Here is a 17,561-nt window from a genome sequence, read left to right as displayed (position 1 = left end):
GAGAGGACCTCTACTTGTTATATTTATAATTGGGTAGTTAGCATTCGATCAGATGGAACAGACGGTTCACATCCAGGAAAGTCTGGAATCCCGGCGGTATAACGTAAGTAGTGGCATCGGATTCGATGACCGCAGGACCTTTTATTTCGTTACCGGGCTTGAGCTTTTCCATATGATAAATAGCGGCGTCGACCCACTCTTTTTCGTAATAGAAGGGCCGGGTACCCAAGCGTGATTCAGGAGGTGGAGTAGGGCCGGCTTCCGGCTCCTCCGGAATATTCGGTTTCTTGGTTTCCACGGAGCCACGCATGATGGCGCCGGTGATCCCGTAACCCAATTCCGGCGATCGCGCGGCGTCGGCGTAAACCCGCGCGTAGGTATCGTTGAACGACTGCACCAGGTCGTCCCAGTCCTCGGCACCGGACAGTTCCGCCACCGGCGAATCGATTTCCAGATCGTTCAACTGCCCCAGGTATTGCATGGAGTAACCGGGGGTCAGAGTGACCTCCTCGTCCTTGAAACCGTTGATCCGGAACTCTTCCAGAACCTTGATGCGCAGTTCGTTCCAGGCCGCCTGCAGGGTGGTAGTTGCCGCGCTGATATCCTCGGTGGTGGACTTCTCGTTGATACCGATATCGACACTTTTGTCGTAGCGATACTCGAAATCGGCGGTCGCACAGCCGAAGGCGGAGAAGCCGGCCGCCCAAGCGGGCACGATGGTCTCCTTGAAGCCCAGCCCCTTGGTATAGCCATAGGCATGCACGGGACCGCCGCCGCCGTAAGAGAAGCAGACGAAGTCGGAGGGGCTGTAGCCCTTGCCGGTGATCATGGCGCGCAGATGCTGGCGCAGGGAGAGATCCAACAGCTCGATGACCCCGGCGGCAGCGTCCTCCACCGAGAGCCCCAGGGGGGCGGCGATCTGACGCTCAATCTCGCGCCGCGCCCGCTCGACATCCAGTTTCAGGATCCCGCCGAGGAAGTTCTCGGGATTCAGATAGCCGAGGATGATGTGGCAGTCGGTCACGGAGACGGTATCGAGCCCCCCTTCCGGCCAGCAGGTACCGACCTTATAGCCCGCACTGTCCGGCCCTAGCTTGATGGCATTGGCATGGGGGTCGATGCGCACGAAGCTCCCGGCGCCGGCACCGATGGAGTCCATCGCCACCAGCGGCAGAGAAAGCACCAGGCGCGCCATATCCCCGTCTTTATGGATGGCGAAATTGTTCTTGGTGATCAGCGCCATGTCGAAGCTGGTCCCGCCGATGTCGGAACAGGCGATATTCTCGTAGCCAAGTTTTTCACCCAGAAATTTGGCCCCGATCACGCCGCCGATCGGTCCCGATACTAAGGATCGTGCCAGCTCTTTGGCTTTCCAGCTGATGGTGCCGCCATGGCTGGCCATGACCCGCAGGTCGAACTGGCCGCCGACATCCTTCATGCTGTTGCTGATGGTCCCCAGGGTGGCGCGGGATGGTTCGGCCGCGTAAGCCTCCAGGATGGTGGTGTTGGTGCGATGGCTTTCCTTGCGCATCGGGTAGTAGTCCACGGAGGCGAACACCGGGATCTCGACCCCCATCTCCCGGGCGACTTCCTTGCAGACATCGCGGACGGCCTTTTCGTGATGCCCGTTCAGGTAGGAGCTCAGTAGACTAATGACGATCGTCTTGCAGCCCTGTTCGATCAGTTCCCGCGCGGCCTCCCGGGCCTCGTGGAGGCGCAGCGGAATCACCACATTGCCCTTGGAGTCGATCCGTTCGGTGACGCCGCGGGTGTCCTTGATGCTCACCAGGGGATCGTCATAGCGATGGGTATTGAGGTGAATGCGATCCTCGAAGGCGTAACCCAGATAGCTCTGGACGGCGCGCCCCATACGGTGAAAATCTTCAAATCCCTTGCTGACGATCAGCCCGGTACGCAGCCCCTTGCGTCCCACGACGCGGTTGAGCATGGCGGTTCCCGAGAAGACGCAGGTCACCATTTCGGGGAAAACATCCTCCACCGTTCTATCCCAATGGGCCAGGGCGTCCTTGCTGGACTCCAGCACCGCCTGGGATTCGTTGGCGTTACTCTGCGCTTTGCCGACGACAAACGTCCCGTCGGCCCGCACAAAAAAGGTATCAGTCATAGTGCCACCGGCATCAATACCGAGGACTTCTACTGGATTCGCTAATTGATTCAAAGTTATATCCTCTAATTATTCTTATTGCGGATTGCTGACGCTGTTTGCCCGTTCCCGATCAGGAGCGGCACATGAGGTCATCCAAACCCACCGGCCTGGACAACTGCTTGAATACATAGCAGCGGTTGTGCCAACAAAAAATAAGCCAACAAAAATAATAGAAAACATTCGTTTTTTTAAAAAAACCAACTTTAGTGGATGGTATTGCGTTCGAAAATCGGTCGCCTATCGACCGCTAATCGAACTCTTCCAGGTAGTAGCGTTGGGATGAGAAAGAAAGAGTGCATCATCGGCGCAGATTTGGCCTGAACCAACAATTGTAAATAGGTCAAGGTGGGGTCAAGCTAAGAACAGCTTCTCTAATAATAAATAGAATTAAAGGGGTGACTATCATGAAGCAGAACCCGCCATTACGCAGATCGGTGGCTGTTGAGCAACCCGGGCGCATCGCCGATGCGCGGGAACGGTTACTGAGCATCGGCACCCTTCCCGACGAAACCGTCCGCTCGGTGATCAAAGCCTCGTGGCAACGTTGTGTCTCTAAAGAGGTGAACCCTCTGGTGGCCAAGCAGGCCATCGACCTCAAGAGTGCGCAATTGGAGAAGATCCGGGCCGCTCACCAGGAGCTGATCTGTGCCTCGGAAACCATCATGCGTGATGCCCACGATCTCTTGGCCCAATCCGGCACCATCATGCACCTGGTGGCCCCTTCCGGCGTGATCCTGCGCAGCCACGGCGATCCGAAGACGCTGGAACTGGCCAATCAATTCCGGCTCGTGCCTGGCGCCAACTGGGCCGAGAGTGTTGCGGGGACCAATGCCATAGGTACGGCGCTGCGTATCGGCTCTCCGGTGCAGGTACACGCCTACGAACATTTCTGTGCAAACATCAGCAACTGGACCTGCTCCGCCGCCGTCATCAGGGATCCCTTCGAAAACAAGGTGCTCGGCGCAGTCAATATCTCCGGGCTCAAGAACACCCAGCACGATTACTGTCTGGCGCTGGCCGTCTCCGGTGCCCACCGTATCGAAGGGCAACTGGCTCACCTGCTGCTGTCCAAGCGCGAACTGCTGTTGGGCGAAACCCTGGGGCGCTTTACGTCCCCTGGCAATGACGGCCTGTTGCTGATGGATCTGGAGGGGCGACTGGTGCGCGGCAATGGGCACGCGGAGCGTGTGCTGGCGGCGCACGGCATCAAGCTGGACCTTACCCCCTATAGTCCCGTCCTCTCCCTGAACGGGGAGGGGCGTCTGGCGCCACGGGTGGAACTGATTCTGCCGCGGTTAGCGCGAGAATGGATCGAGCCGGTCCGCCACCGTGGAGAAACGATCGGTTACTTCGCGGTGATCCCCTTTCCCAGACCGCGCACTACGCGCGTGGAGAAGGACGACAAACGCACCCAGGAGACGACCCGTCATGCAGGCTTTTCTCGTCTGATCGGCCAGAGCCCGCTGTTTCTCAAAACCGTACAGCAGGCGCAACGCCTGGCCAAAGCGCCCATCCCCATTTTGCTGCAGGGCGAGACCGGCGTCGGTAAGGAGCTGTTTGCCAACGCGATGCACGAGGCCGGCCCCCATTGCGAGGGCGCCTTCATCGCCCTCAATTGCGGCGGCCTGTCCCGTGACCTGCTAGCGGGAGAGCTGTTTGGCTATGTGGAGGGGGCCTTTACCGGCGCCCGGCGTGGCGGGATGACCGGCAAGATCGAGGCCGCCAATGGGGGAACCCTGTTTCTGGACGAGATCGGCGAGATGCCCCTGGACCTGCAACCCCTGTTCCTGCGGGTGCTACAGGAGTTGGAAATCTGCCGGGTCGGTGAAACCCGTCCACGCAAGGTGAACTTCCGCCTGATCGCCGCCACCAATCGCGACCTGACCGAGGAGGTCGCAGCAGGGCGCTTCCGGATGGACCTCTACTACCGCATCTCGTCCATGACCCTGACCCTGCCTGCCCTGCGAGAACGACGGGGGGACACGACCCTGCTGGCCGAGCATATCCTGGCACGGCTGGTCGAACAGCATGGCGGCGTACCCAAGCGGCTTAGCCTGGATTTACAGACCGCGCTCGAAGGCCACTCCTGGCCCGGCAATATTCGGGAGTTGAGCAACCTGGTGACGGCCGCCTATTTCCTCTGCGATGGCGGCGAACTGACCCCCGCCGATTTGCCGGTGACCCTTTGCGCTTCGGCCGCTAGAGTTGAGGAAGCCAGTGACCATCCCCTGGAGTCGGCCGAGAAAGCGGTGATCGCCGAAGTCATTCTCGAGCAGGGCGGCAACCTGACCCGCGCGGCCAAGGCATTGAATATCGCCAAGAGCACCCTCTATAGCAAACTGAAAAAATATGACCTGCCCCGCCCCGACTGACGCATTAGGGGAGGGCGGAGTGAATAAAAATAAATCACTCCGACCCGAATGGCACTCGGCTACCGGAAGTGAGGAGCCCCACCGCTATGCCGAAAGTAAAACCGGATAGGCTTGAAAGTGCATATTTTCGTCTACTCCGCAGATTCCCCTCGATGCGTTGGCTCACGAAGACACTGCCTTTCCGCTCCGCGGATGTTTGCGGAGTAGCGGCATGGCCGGTGTTAAAAAATGATCGCTATGGGCCGATTTCTGCCTGTCGTTACCGGCAGCAATGAACAGCTCTCTGCCGATCATGGTTACTAAGCGTGCTGGTCAAGTCCGTTGCAATCGTTGGTCAGGTCGAATGCAAGCGCCTGGTCAAGAGCGATGCAAATGAGTGCTGGGGTAATCTGAATCGGTTTTTTATACTCTTGATTATTATGGTTAATGTTTGTTTTCAATTTTGATTGGAATACCTCCCTTTACCCTCCCCTCGGCCGGTTAAGTTCCATCTGGCAACATTTCTTGGCGTTCATGATAAGCAGTGACATATTTACCGCTTTCGGGATAGCAGGCAGAAACCGGCCGATTCTGTTGAAAAAGTCGGTCTCGGTTTTCACGACAGAAAAGTACACGTCTGAGATTGAAATCCCTGTTTTGAGCAGAGGGTGCTGGACTCGGATTTCACGTAGCCGCGTGAAAAAATGACGTTTTCGCACGATTACGGTTTTTGCCTTGTTTTAGGCTTTAGCGGCGCTGACAAGCAGTTCGACCAGCAGTCGCGAGTTAGCCAGGTGTAGGCCGTCCATACCAGCGCACCTGAACTTAACTCCGATGACGGTATTCACGCGGCGTTATGCCGGTATGACGTCTGAACAATTGAGCGAAATAACTTGGGCTGGCATAGCCAACCTCAAGGGCGACGTTCAGGATGCTGAGGTCGGATTCCAGAAGCAGCTCCCGCGCCGTTTCCATCCGCAGATGAATAAAGTACTGGGATGGGCTCCGTCCTGTTGCTTTCTTGAACAGGCGACTGAAGTGCGAAACGCTCATGCCCGCTTCGGATGCCAGTCTGTCCAGGCTGAATGCACTGCCCATCCCTGTTTGCAGGGTCGCAATGGCCTTATGGAGTTTGTAGGCCGGTAAGGCGTTCATACGTTTGGACGGTTCGCTGCCGTCGCCATAGCGTCGGGCCAAATGCACAGCAAGCGCTTGGCCTACGCCTTGTAGGTACAGAGAGCTGGCTTGCGGGTTTGAAGTCACTTCGTGATAGAGGGATCTCATCAGCCCCGTAACTTCGGGATCTCGTTCGCCGGAAACCTCTCGTAGCCGCGGGACTCCGTCGGGACACGAAACAATATCCCGCGCGGCAAGATCCAGCAGATGCTGGCTGAGATAGACATGCATCACTTCAAAGCCCCCATCGCTTTGTGTTTGCCATCGCATTTCATAGGGGAGGGGCGACGTTGTCAGAAAAAAGTCGCCAGCAGCGACAGGGGTGGCCGTCCACTCTTCGTTCCCAATGCGCTCTTCTATGACGGCAGCACCTGAAACGATCAGAACAAGCAGAGGTTCTGCGACAGCAGGAATCATCAGACTCTGCTGGGTGGTTCGATGCCTGAATATCTGTACCTGCACCTGCGAGTTCAAACTTTGGCCAAAAGGCTGATGGGCCGTAGCGGGTAGGTAGTCCGGCATTTTATGGGCGGGAATCCGCTCATGATGATCTGAACGGGATGGTTGGCCAAGCGTTGCCATGGCATGTTTTCGCGAGTGATGGGTCGACAGAGTAGCGAGTCCAGGCGACTAAAAGCAAAATCCCGACAGCCCGGCAAAAGTGCGGCAGAACCGCGCGAAAGAATGGGAGAAGGTGTCGTCGTCTACAGCAGCAGTTGTTGCGGCTGGATGCCTTCTCTGGAGAGAAAGATGACGGTTGATACACGTGGTGAATTCGAAGGTCGGGTGGTTCTGGTGACCGGTGCAGCGAGTGGGATTGGCCGGGCTGTCGCCCTGATGCTGCATGAGCGCGGGGCTAAAGTGGTAGCTGAAGACAAAAGTCCGACAGTCGAGCAACTCGCCCGGCCCGGCCTAGTTCCACTGATTGCGGATATCACTGAAGATGGCGCTGCCGAAACAGCAGTGGCGACAGCGATAACACACTTTGGCCGTCTGGATATATTGGTCAATAACGCCGGAATCATCATAAACAAATTGGTCGTGGACATGACTCGCGATGATTGGGAGCGTATCCAGGCGGTCAATGTCACGGCGGCATTTTTACATGCTCGGGAAGCCATAAAGGCGATGATCCCGAATCGAACGGGTGCCATTATCAACATCGCGTCCTATGCGGCTTACCAGGCGTTTCCTACGATTGCGGCTTATACCGCTTCAAAAGGTGCGCTGGCCCAACTGACTCGCACGTTGGCCCTGGAGGTCATTGACTACGGTATACGCGTCAATGCAGTCGGCTCCGGAGATGTTGTGACCAATATCCTCAACGATGTTGTTGAAGACGGCCCTGGGTTCCTTGCCCAGCATGGTGAAAAGACGCCGATCAAACGTGCCGCTCAGCCCGAGGAAATCGCTGAAGTCGTCGCGTTTCTAGCCTCAGAGCGGGCATCTTATATTTTGGGCGCCGTCGTCATGGCGGATGGAGGGATGAGCGTCCCCGCCGGAGCCTGATAGGGCCTATTTCTGTCACTTACACCGTGTTGACCGACTGGGCCTGCGATCCTGTTCATGTGATTGGTTGATCTGGTCGCATCAACGACAAAAGGGGCCTTGCCCAGACGGTTATTATCCGGCGTATTTACTGGGTTTCAGGCACAAAAAAAGACGTCCGTGGACGTCTTTAGATGAGCCGGGGTAATTTGAATTGCTCTGGTAAGAAAATGATTTATATAGTAAATATCTTTTTTTACTTTTAGGCGGAATACCAATTGGAATACCGCGACGAGTATTCTTTGCCTCTCGACGAGCAGTTGTGGCGCCGAGCCTGAGCATCGAGGTCAGCTAGAGGTGACGGCAGGCAAAGAGGGCCAAGAGATGAATTGTTGATTACAATTAGGCACAGCTTCCAGAAGCCATTTGAGTTCTGCTTCCGGTTTGCGGATCCCGCACTCCCATAGCTCGAAGACGCGCCAACCCTGTTGTAGCAACGCGCTTCTGTTTATCGTATCTCTCTTCACGTTCTGCTCGAATTTCAAGCGCCAGAAATCTTCGCGAGAACTGGGGTTGGTCGCATATCTGCACCCGGGGTGCCTATGCCAGAAGCAGCCATGAATGAATATGCAGACGCGGTAGCGAGGCAACACCACGTCGGGGCGACCTGGTAGCTCCCGTGAATGCAGACGATACCTGAAGCCATTCCTATGCAGCAGCTTCCGAACCTTCATCTCCGGAGCTGTATTGCTGCTGCGGATGCTGGCCATCATGCGAGACCTGACTTCTTTACTGACGATATCCATCAATCTTTCCCTCAGATGCGGCTACTCTCGCGTAGGGTTACGACTTGGCGCTCGCTAAGTCCATATAAATCACTGTTCTATTTACGGCCTCTAGGGGATTTGGGAATGTTTTTAGTGTGCCAAGGGATGGACCGTGACCTGGAATTGTGTTTCCGCCGCTGCAGGTTGACTTGATGGCCACTTCAAAATGGGCACCGAGTAGATGTAATCGTCGCCAGAGCGGCTGTAGCTGCGCTACCGCCCTAATCCTAGTAAAGTAGCGCGGCTCTGCTGCATACGCTGTTGCATTCCTGATATCTAGACCATTGATGCCCATGATTGACTACCAGAACTCCCTTTTCCCGCCAAACACGATCGCCAAGCCAGCTATTGCGGTTGAGGATGCTATCCAGATCGTCGACCTTTTCGCTGGACCTGGCGGGTTGGGTGAGGGTTTTTCATCCTCAGGAGAAGGCAAGCACTTCGATATCATCGTTTCTGCTGAAATGGATCCTGTTGCCAGGAGGACGCTAAGACTTCGTGCTTACTACCGATTGCTCAAGCGCGAATACCCTGCCGGGCTGCAGGACTATTACCGTTACTGCAATGGAGAGGCAGAAAAGCCTAGCAGCACCCCTGAAACCGCGGCATTCTGGAACCGTGCCGAGCAGGAAGCACGGCAGATAACCTTGGGTTCGGAGGAGGGCGACAAAGAGTTAAATGGACTCATCAAAGCTAGGTTGAATAAGATAGGGCGTCCATGGGTACTCATCGGCGGGCCTCCATGCCAAGCATATTCGATCGTGGGTCGAGCCAGAAACAAAGCCAAGAAGGATTACGTCGCGGAGAATGATAATAGGCATTTTCTGTACAAGGATTATCTACGCATCATCAAAGACTACCGACCTACCGTCTTTGTCATGGAAAACGTCAAAGGTATCTTGTCGTCCAAAGTCGGAGGCAAAGGGATTTTCTCGCAGATTCTGCAAGATCTGGTTGATCCTAGCAAAGCACTAGATAACAAAGAGGGCGGGCAGAAATACAAGATATGTTCACTGGTTTCCGAGGAGGCGTTCAGCTTTTTAGATTGTATAGACAGTGTGAAACCAAAGTCATATATCATCGAAGCTGAAAAGTACGGAATTCCACAAGCCCGCCATCGCGTCATCCTTCTTGGGATAGCTCTAGATGAGAACGGTAACGTTCCTGAGCATGAGCTTTTGACAAAAACTGACCCAGTGTCGGTTCAGCAAGCCATAGGCAAACTTCCTAGGCTGAGAAGCAAGCTATCGCGGCGCTCGGATTGTCAGGAAGAATGGTATCGAACTGTTGCCGATGAAGTAGATGAGTTGCTGCATTATGCCGAGCTTGATAGTGGCGAAATGATCTCCCCACTTCAAGCTACCCGGCGAGCACTCTTCGATGCGCCGCGGAGTTCAGGCGCTGAAAGGGTGCCAAAGGAGAAAGGTCAGGGTAATACAGGGATACCATCGCTGGATGCTTGGTATCACGATGCCAATATCAAATATTGGATGAGTCACGACGCCCGCAGCCATATGCGCTCGGACCTGCGACGATACGTCTTTGCTAGCACCTTCGCTGCGCACAATAAGTATTCTCCCAAGGGCCATCAGCAATTCTCACTTCCTGGCCTTGCGCCCGCTCATAAGAATTGGGAAAGCGGTAAGTTCAGTGACCGCTTCCGGGTGCAGCTTGCAGAATTTCCGGCCACGACTATCACTAGCCATATCTCGAAGGATGGGCACTATTTTATCCATTACGACCCAGCGCAATGCCGTAGTCTGACCGTTCGCGAGGCTGCGCGGCTCCAGACATTCCCGGATAACTACTATTTTGAAGGGAATCGAACTCAGCAGTACCATCAAGTGGGTAATGCGGTACCGCCTCTACTGGCGAACAGAATCGCAAAAATAGTCTATGACGTTGTTTGTCGGCGTATTTCCGAAACTAAAGATGTTATGGGTGAATGACAGGTGCAAACCGCAACTGTCTCTCTAGTTATCGAGAGTTGAGCTGCAAGATGTCGCGAAAACTTGAAAATTGGGCGAGCTCCGGACAACGGTCGGTAGCGTATTGGTGGTTACTAGGTCGTTGGTGATCTTGGCCCACGAAAAAGTGCTACTGAACCAGCCCAAAGGCGCCTCGCAGGCGGTAGTGGTTGGTCATTTTGCTCCTTAGCTAATGTACTAACTAGCATTAGGAAACCACGATGCAGTGCAATGGAGCTGTCGCCAGTGATACCTCACTCCACTCGCTCATGCCTAACGGCGAGCTTGTGACAGGCTGCGTTGGCAGCATTGCTGGAGGTGAATTGTGACCACTGCTCAACGAGCGCACAAGATCGGCTTTCTGCTCGGCAGAATACGTTAGTTAGGCCGTCCTACATATCTTCGACTGGCATCCCTTCCTCCGCCATTCTCTTCACAAGCAGCTTGACTGCATTCTTATCTGGCCTTGCTAGGTTGAGATCTCCCGATCCTATCTTCTGAAGGGCCCTGTCAGCCTTTGGCGACAGGAATCTATGCTGCTCGGCAGTCTGACGAATAATTTCGGCCTTGGGTCCGAGCATGTGAAGGAGCACGTCGAAGTCGATTTCACTATCGATCCTTGCAGACGACTTCGCTTCTTTTTTCTCTTGCGTCATCTCATTTTCGTCGAGCACCAAATGATCAGGTACTGCCTGAACGTTGAATTCTGCAGCTCTGATATTTTGCCAGCAAATTTCCAGTTTGCAGTACTCGCCGACGTTCCGAACATTTGCAGAAGTATTTCTGAGAGCGGCAGCAACCTGTGGGGCAAGAGAGGCGATAAGCTCTTGAAGCTCTTCCGGGACGGATTGAGTATTCCAGATTTGTCCCCAGTTTAGGCTTGCCTTGCCTTGGCGATCGATCTCCTCGGCAATCCAAGAAAGCGTATAGGCAACTGTCTGGGATTTATAGCCTCGGTCATCTTTGTACCAGTCGGAGCCAGCAACATGCTTATCGGTCCAGCGGAATATCAGCCCCATCGCGCAAGCATTTCTATACCAAAGTTCGTTAAATTGGGTAGGAGCGGACTTCCAAGCTTTCGCGGTTTGATCGGCGAACCCCATGAAGGCTTTCTGCGCGCCTCTAGATACAATGTAAGGCTTTCTTTCGAAACTCAGGAGATACTTCGCAAGGTCGGTCTTTTCGATAATCTTTTCCCTAGGATACTCCAACTGATATTTTTTCTTTCCTGCCACGGACGCGTACGCCATGCCGTCGCGGTACTGCCCGCGTGCGCGCTCATAGAACCATTTGTCGCCCGTCATCGCACCGTTCTGAGGTGGTGCTGTCATTATCCGGGAGTAACGCTCCATTTGCAGATGGAACGGATGGCTCGAGAAGAAGTCTGCCTCTGAGATACGATTCTGAGTGTTGGCGTATCGCGAAATTTTTGGTACGACCTGCTCGATATGGGCAGGTGGAACTACTGAGAGTTTCATTTGCACATAGACACGCTCGAGCGGTGAGTTTGCGACATCCTTTGCGTATAGGATAGACGCCGTCGTTTGGCCGCCATTCACGATCTGAAGGTTATGAATAGCTGCAATTCCTAGCTGCCCGTCTTCCAGTATCTCGAGCTTAACCGCTGATGCGGTCGCGGTTAGGCCGTTGTTGTAAGCAAAGAACATCTCTGGCGTCTTCTTGATTGTTTCCAGAATACCCTTGTTCACCTTCGTTTTAGCCTGGAGATAGGTCCGGACGTTCTGTTCGAGCAGTCGTGCTCCGTATAGACCGTAGACTTCAGCAAGCACCGGGCCCGGAATGGCTAGGAGGTAGGATTGATGTTCTTCGGTGTTTGTCGAGGCCTTGAGGCAGGCAATAGGCTCTCCGGCAATTTCTGCGATATTGACTTCGATAGACTCAGGAATTTGAAAACTTTTTTGGATTTCGAAATAACGAGTCGCGTCAAGTACGCTATAAACAGTCGGCAATCCGCCTACTTGCTCGCCCAGCTGAGGCGGTCGTTTGGTCGCCAGGCGGGCGTTGGAAAAAAGGATGATGCGAACTCTCTTGATGAGATCACGTGTTGAATAGATGGGATAGGCCGCTGCAAATGCTGGACTTGTTTCTTCAATTGAATTGATGAACACCGATGAACAGGCATTTTCGAAAAAGGCGGTTGCTTGCTTGAACACTGAGGTTAGGCGGTCATTATGTATAGACTCCAGTTCCTTTCCGTCCCGGTAATCGCAGACGGCGAGATAGAGCGTTCCGCGATCGGTATCAAACCCATAGCCGTCGATTCGGTATGGCCTCCGTCCACCTTCCTTGTGACTGTGGGTGTACTCCAAGTCGATGGTGTCGCCGTTGTCTGACGCCGATGCGGCATAGAGCTCGAAAAAAGCCTCTTGCTGGAAGACGCCCCGTACCTCCGCTTCTAGAAGAATATCCTCTCGTAGCACTTCGAATGCTTGCTGCAAATCGCTCATGCTTCGACTCCCTCAAAGGCATCATCATGGCTGATGATGAAGGGAATGCAGTCGCTCACCCGAATGCTGTAGGTAACCCTCTCTACGCCGGGGCGGAGATCACTGCGCTCGATACGAGGAAAGGTAGTGCACACCTCATAGAAAATACGGTCAATGAGAACCCAGCTTTCTTCGTTATATTCCTGCCGCTCCTGATATCTCGCTTCCAGTAGAGCGATCTCAAAAAGTTCCAAGGCGTTTGCTCCAGCCTCGGCAAAAGCTTCTCGAATCTCTGACACAAGAGCATTGAGAGTCCGAGCTGATGGGGCAGTGGATGGCAGCGGTGCGATTCCCTGATTGCAGAGCAGGATGCGCCCCTGGACTGGATCGAGTTGATCTTCGGAGGAAATCCGAATTCGCCGGTCGGCAGTCACCACCTGAGTCTTGACCTCAAAGATGGTGCCGGCGACGACAAAATCCTGCTCATGACCGCTAGGGCCATTCCAGCATTTGATTGCAGCATTCCAACCGATGCGGTCACTAAGAACATCCCGTAGAAACAGCATTTCGCCGACCAGGCCAATCTGCTCGCCTTTTGACAGTATGCGGTCGGTCCTATGGCTCAGCATCTCCTGCCAACGGTGGACCTCCTTGATGGCTTGAATCAGCCCCTTTCCGGACTGTGTCGGTGCAAACTTGTCTGTTGCAAGCATGAGGCTCTTGCACATAAGGGCGAAATTTCTGAGATCGGCAGCATCACCCAGGCTCAGCACTAATCTTGAACGCCCAGCGGCCATCGGATGGACCTCGCAGGTCACTGCCGACATCTTCGGCAGGTCAGGAACTCCAGGCAAAGCGCACTCGCCATCGAGCTGGAAGATAAAACATCCGTGAAAGTCACGGCCGATCCTGAAATCGAGCGGATGGCTGCTGTCAGCAAGTCGAATGTTGTAGCAACCTGGGTCTGTTGGCGGCACGATCGCTTTCCATTCACTAAGCATCTTGAGCCTCCATCATCGCTTCAGAGTCATCGTCTTCCTCAGCGGCAAAGTGCTCAAGTTGCTGCCGATAGACAGCATTCACTTGGTAGGTTCTCTCCTTGGCGGGTTTACCTGTCTCGGGCATGCAGAAAGAAAGCGTGACGATGGGATCGTTAAGTTTGAGATCCTCGTCACGATCGTTTCGATCGTCGCGCAGCTTCGCATTGAAGACATGCACCAACATCATCGGCCGCTCTCGTACAGAACACGCGGCGCGTTCCTTCTTGTATGTTTCAGCACGGTAGGCAGCATCTGCCTTTGCCTTCTGTGAGTCTGACAGGCCGATCTGCGCGTCCCCAGGATCGGCAACGCGATTCTTGCTGCCATAAACTCGATAAGTGCCCTTCTGAACTGTTCCTTGGTCCCGAGACCTCAAATTGATCTTCTGACCAGCAAATGGAGTAGAGTCGCCCGACTGGCGCATGGGAAGTACCACATCCCATTTTTCGAGTTCATCCGTGACGCGGTCCTGAACATAGTCCCCTAGAAGGGATGTATCGGAAATCACTGAGAGATCGGGATGATCCACGAACTGGAATTCGCGCATGAGACTGAGTACGTCTCGCCCGCCCGCGGCCCAGTGAATATAGCCCTTGTGTATTTCAGTGGGGCTTCCGAGCGCGATGAGAAATTTTTCGACCGCATTGCGATGGGCTTTTCCGATGACAGGATCATTTGGAAGCGCGAAACCCTCGATGTGACGCGCGGAATAGTCCTGAGCGATTTTAAGCTTTTCCGCCGTCCGCATCTTGTTTGCCGCAGTTACCCGGATGGCGAGCGGGCTCTGCCGGACTTTGAGGCCGAAATCGCGCGGTGTGCGGCGTGCGGCCTGCATACGCTTGATCTCGCTTCTAAGTTCTTCTGTCGCTTCGTCTACAAATTCGTAATGGTCGAAGGACACCTGCGGCAGATAGAGGCGGCAATATTCCTCATAGCCCGGTCGGTAGCCGAACCAGCGAGCCATCTGCATAAGGGTGTCGCTTGCAGTAGCGTTCCGCAGGATATAGGAGATCGTGAGGCCTTCGAGCGTGAGGCCGCGTGAAAGCGCCAGCCCGCCGATGGCGATTACATGAAGACCTTCTGATTTGCGCAGTGAATAATCGAGCTTGCCACCCCGCATATTGACGGTGCGGACTTCGATGGATTGGACACCTTCATTAAGAACTTCGAGAAGATCGCGCCAGTTGAGCCCAGAGTTACCGAACTCGACCGTGAAACTGTTTTCGAGATGAGCCATGATGTCATCGTTGATCTCATCAAGCGGCAGCGATGCATGGACCGAGACTGCGTCCTTGATCTCCGTAAGATATTCGTAAACGAGTCCGAGAATCTTGTCTTGGATGGCATTGAATCGGCTGACGTTGATCATCATCGAACAGTGGGCTTTGCCCTTATCTTGGAATACCCTTATTGCCCTCGTTATGCAAAATACACGGATCGCGTGGCGCAGACTTTCCGGGATGTCGGTCACATTGTCTCCGCTTTTGTGTCTCAGCGGCAGCAGCGCTCGATAGTCATCAATGACCTTGACCATGCTCGAGCGTAAGTCACCGCCCTCTCGGAAAATTCGATGTGAACCTGCATAATTGGTAGGCGGATCAAGCGCCTTGATAAAGTTTCCGGGGAAAAGGTCATCCGTCTCCATTTCCGCCGTCGTTTCCGGGTCGATGAAGATGTTGGCGAACGGTGTAGCGGTATAACCGATATATGCCGAGCGCGGAAAACGCGACAAAATCTGTCGAATGATACCGTTGATGGCAGTAGTCCGCTTGGGGTCAGTGGCCGTGTTGATAGACGCATTGTCGGCTTCGTCGTCGATCAGCAGAAGTGGCAGGTCATAGCCGCCCGTCTCTCCCTGTTTCTCTATCCAGTGTGCGAGACGTTCAAGGATGGATTTGTTTTTTTTGGTTATGAAGATCATCGGCTCCTGATGACCTGATAGACCGAAATAGATTCCATCCGTGCCGCTCGAAAAATCGGCTACCCGAGTTGTGCCGTAAGAGGGGATTCGCCGCGTCGCTGCATAATTCTGGATCGGCAGCGACTGCTGTGCAGCCGCGCCAAACATCGAGACCTTGCCGATGAATGTCTCGTCAATTCGTTCCTGCGTCTGGGCGCGCAGCGAGTTGGTTATCCCTGCGAGTAGGATAATTACACGATAGCCCGCGTCGGCTGCCTTGCAGATCAGCGCAGAGTAGTTGGTGGTCTTGCCCGACTGGACATTTCCCATGACCATGCCGCGAACTGCGCCGTAGAATTCGTCTTTCGGATTGCCGCATTGGTCGAGAATTTCATCCGTGTCGGAGTCGAGGGTGGCAAGCACGGGCGACGGGAGAGTCCCCGTCTCGAGATAGTATTTGCGTAGGCGATTCCAGTAATAGAAGTCAAGAGCTGGCCGCATTGTTGCCAGCCAGGGCCGGTGGCCTTTTGTGATAACCGCCCCCCGCTTCTGGGTAACCGTAAAACTAGCTTCCAATTCGCGGATAATCGCATTGATTGCTGGTTCACCAAGGTGCTGAAACGGCCCGTTGCGAACGATAGAAGTGATCGCACCTTCGGGTAAGCCTTGTCCTTGGGCAATGTCTTCGCCATGTTGCTTGTTGATTATCGAGCGGAAATACGCAAGTTCGCTATCAAACATTTACCACCACCCTTTGTCCTTGAGGTGTTTTACGACGAGGTCGGCTTGACTAGCCCACGGTTCAGTTGATGCAAGAAGTTCACGCAGCGCTTTCATGTCGCCGCCTGAGTGAAGCAGCAGTGAGGGGAGGGCTGTGTCGAATTTGTCGAGAAATCTATCCCTGTCTAGTACGCCCTGATTCATCATTTCCGGGCGAGACGAATAGTCCTCGCCGATGCTTATAATTGGGAAGCAGTCTTCGATGATTCCGAGCGCTGCCGAAAAGGCTTTGGCTCTGTCTCTATCCTCGTCCTCTAGCATACCGGTTATCAACGGGTGCTCGCGGTTGATGTAATAGCGAACCTCACCGTTTCGCACGTATTTAGCCCAGACTGACGTTTTTCCAGTTCCTTCGCGAATTCGTCCGCCGCGGGACTGAAATACCTTTCCCGATCTGCTCTTGAGTCCGCCGACGATGTCCTTCAAACGGCTTTTGAGCCCCGAAGGCAGCTGTGCGTCTGCCTTGTCGAGCGTGATCTTCCATATCGCATCGAGGGCGTTGGGGATGTTGACGGCGATCCGGACAAGTTGTGACAACTCGCCGTGCCTCACCAGTCGAAACCAAGTCCCGTGTATGATGAGCCGGTGCTGTCGGTAAACATAGAAACCTTGATTGCGAACGAAACCTTCTTCACCGCCGAGCTGATCGTGCTCGCCCGCAGTTAACTTCGAATAGTGCGGTAGTATGAAGGCCTGCACCCCAATAGGCTGGCCATCGAAGTTAAGAACTTCCTTCGGCTGGGCCTGCGTTGCATTATGGTTGCGGAGAAAAGGATCCGTCGGCTTCAGCACGCTACCATTGAAACTGATTCTGAGTTTCCGAAGGCCTTCCTCGCCTCCCAGATAGCGATGGAAAATGAGCGACAGCTTCTTTTGGGCGTGCGCGACTAGATCATTGAAGCCCCTGCCGCCAACTTGACCATATTCGGACAGGCGATCGCACATGCTCCAGATGATCTCTGTCCCGTCGCGCTCAAGCAGGCGCTGATCGACTTGAGCTTCAATCTCATCGGGATCAAGAACTCCCATCTTCCAGTTGGCGATATCATCCAGATTCCAAGACGCGCCGGACAGAGCGCCATTCTGTCTCGTGACAACGGTCAAGTGCCGGCATTGTGAAAGTGATGCCGACTTCATGCCCCACCCGAAACGGCCGAGGTCATCAGGAGCCCGTTCCTCATTGGGGTTAGTGCTGGCGGGTCTCATCGCCCGATGAAGTTCAACCGCTGTCATTCCGGATCCATCGTCCAAAATTCTGACCTCGGGCCCATCATCCTTCCTGATGCATTTGATATCGATGCTGTGGGCTCTTGCCTTGATGCTGTTGTCTATTAGATCTGCAAGAGCACTCGACAGGTCGTAATTCCCAAAGCTACGCGCCGAGGCCATCAGCGCGGACGCGTCAGGAGGATTATTTA

General features: G+C 54.3%; 10 protein-coding genes. 3 read left to right on the top strand and 7 right to left on the bottom strand.

Features of this window, described 5'->3' with window-relative positions:
* Window positions 1–37: 37 nt before the first annotated feature.
* A complete protein-coding gene (locus tag MOQ67_RS27205) occupies window positions 38–2,179 on the bottom strand; it encodes a hydantoinase/oxoprolinase family protein (RefSeq protein WP_198717805.1) in 2,142 nt (713 codons plus the stop codon).
* 392 nt (window positions 2,180–2,571) lie between these two features.
* On the opposite strand from MOQ67_RS27205, the gene MOQ67_RS27200 reads away from it, so the two are divergent.
* Window positions 2,572–4,539, top strand: a complete 1,968-nt coding sequence (locus MOQ67_RS27200; protein ID WP_052743382.1) for a sigma-54-dependent Fis family transcriptional regulator — start codon at window positions 2,572–2,574, stop codon at window positions 4,537–4,539.
* An 804-nt stretch (window positions 4,540–5,343) separates the two neighbouring features.
* Here the strand turns inward: MOQ67_RS27200 and MOQ67_RS27195 are convergent.
* Window positions 5,344–6,276 (bottom strand): helix-turn-helix domain-containing protein, encoded by a 933-nt coding sequence (locus MOQ67_RS27195; RefSeq protein WP_232925429.1) that lies wholly within the window; start codon window positions 6,274–6,276, stop codon window positions 5,344–5,346.
* A 168-nt stretch (window positions 6,277–6,444) separates the two neighbouring features.
* Between MOQ67_RS27195 and MOQ67_RS27190 the strand changes: the two genes are divergently transcribed.
* Window positions 6,445–7,203 carry an SDR family NAD(P)-dependent oxidoreductase gene (locus MOQ67_RS27190; RefSeq protein WP_198718828.1) on the top strand — a complete coding sequence of 253 codons (759 nt, stop codon included), beginning with the start codon at window positions 6,445–6,447 and terminating at the stop codon, window positions 7,201–7,203.
* Between the two features lie 326 nt (window positions 7,204–7,529).
* Here MOQ67_RS27190 and MOQ67_RS27185 read toward each other — a convergent pair whose 3' ends face one another.
* Entirely contained in the window at window positions 7,530–7,988 is a 459-nt protein-coding gene (locus tag MOQ67_RS27185) for a very short patch repair endonuclease (protein WP_448675722.1), read from the bottom strand.
* A 314-nt stretch (window positions 7,989–8,302) separates the two neighbouring features.
* On the opposite strand from MOQ67_RS27185, the gene MOQ67_RS27180 reads away from it, so the two are divergent.
* The gene (locus MOQ67_RS27180) at window positions 8,303–9,958 is read left to right on the top strand and encodes a DNA cytosine methyltransferase (RefSeq protein WP_448675721.1); all 1,656 of its coding nucleotides are present in this window, start codon (window positions 8,303–8,305) and stop codon (window positions 9,956–9,958) included.
* Window positions 9,959–10,368: 410 nt separating this feature from the next.
* On the opposite strand, the gene MOQ67_RS27175 is transcribed toward MOQ67_RS27180, so the two are convergent.
* From MOQ67_RS27175 to MOQ67_RS27160, 4 genes are read right to left on the bottom strand one after another with little or no spacing between them, the layout of a single operon-like run.
* Window positions 10,369–12,444, bottom strand: coding sequence for an AIPR family protein (locus MOQ67_RS27175; protein WP_448675720.1), 2,076 nt, complete (start codon window positions 12,442–12,444; stop codon window positions 10,369–10,371).
* Window positions 12,441–13,424, bottom strand: coding sequence for a PD-(D/E)XK motif protein (locus MOQ67_RS27170; RefSeq protein WP_448675719.1), 984 nt, complete (start codon window positions 13,422–13,424; stop codon window positions 12,441–12,443). The genes MOQ67_RS27175 and MOQ67_RS27170 overlap by 4 nt, the downstream gene beginning before the upstream one ends.
* Window positions 13,417–16,104, bottom strand: a complete 2,688-nt coding sequence (locus MOQ67_RS27165; protein ID WP_448675718.1) for a Z1 domain-containing protein — start codon at window positions 16,102–16,104, stop codon at window positions 13,417–13,419. Before MOQ67_RS27165 ends, MOQ67_RS27170 begins: the two co-directional genes overlap by 8 nt.
* Complete coding sequence (locus tag MOQ67_RS27160) at window positions 16,105–17,532, bottom strand: ATP-binding protein (protein WP_217855393.1); 1,428 nt, start codon at window positions 17,530–17,532, stop codon at window positions 16,105–16,107.
* Between the last annotated feature and the right edge of the window lie 29 nt (window positions 17,533–17,561).

This window comes from Pseudomonas sp. LY-1, assembly GCF_053502595.1.
Note: the sequence above shows the minus strand (reverse complement) of the source record. Positions and strands in the feature narration are given on the sequence as shown.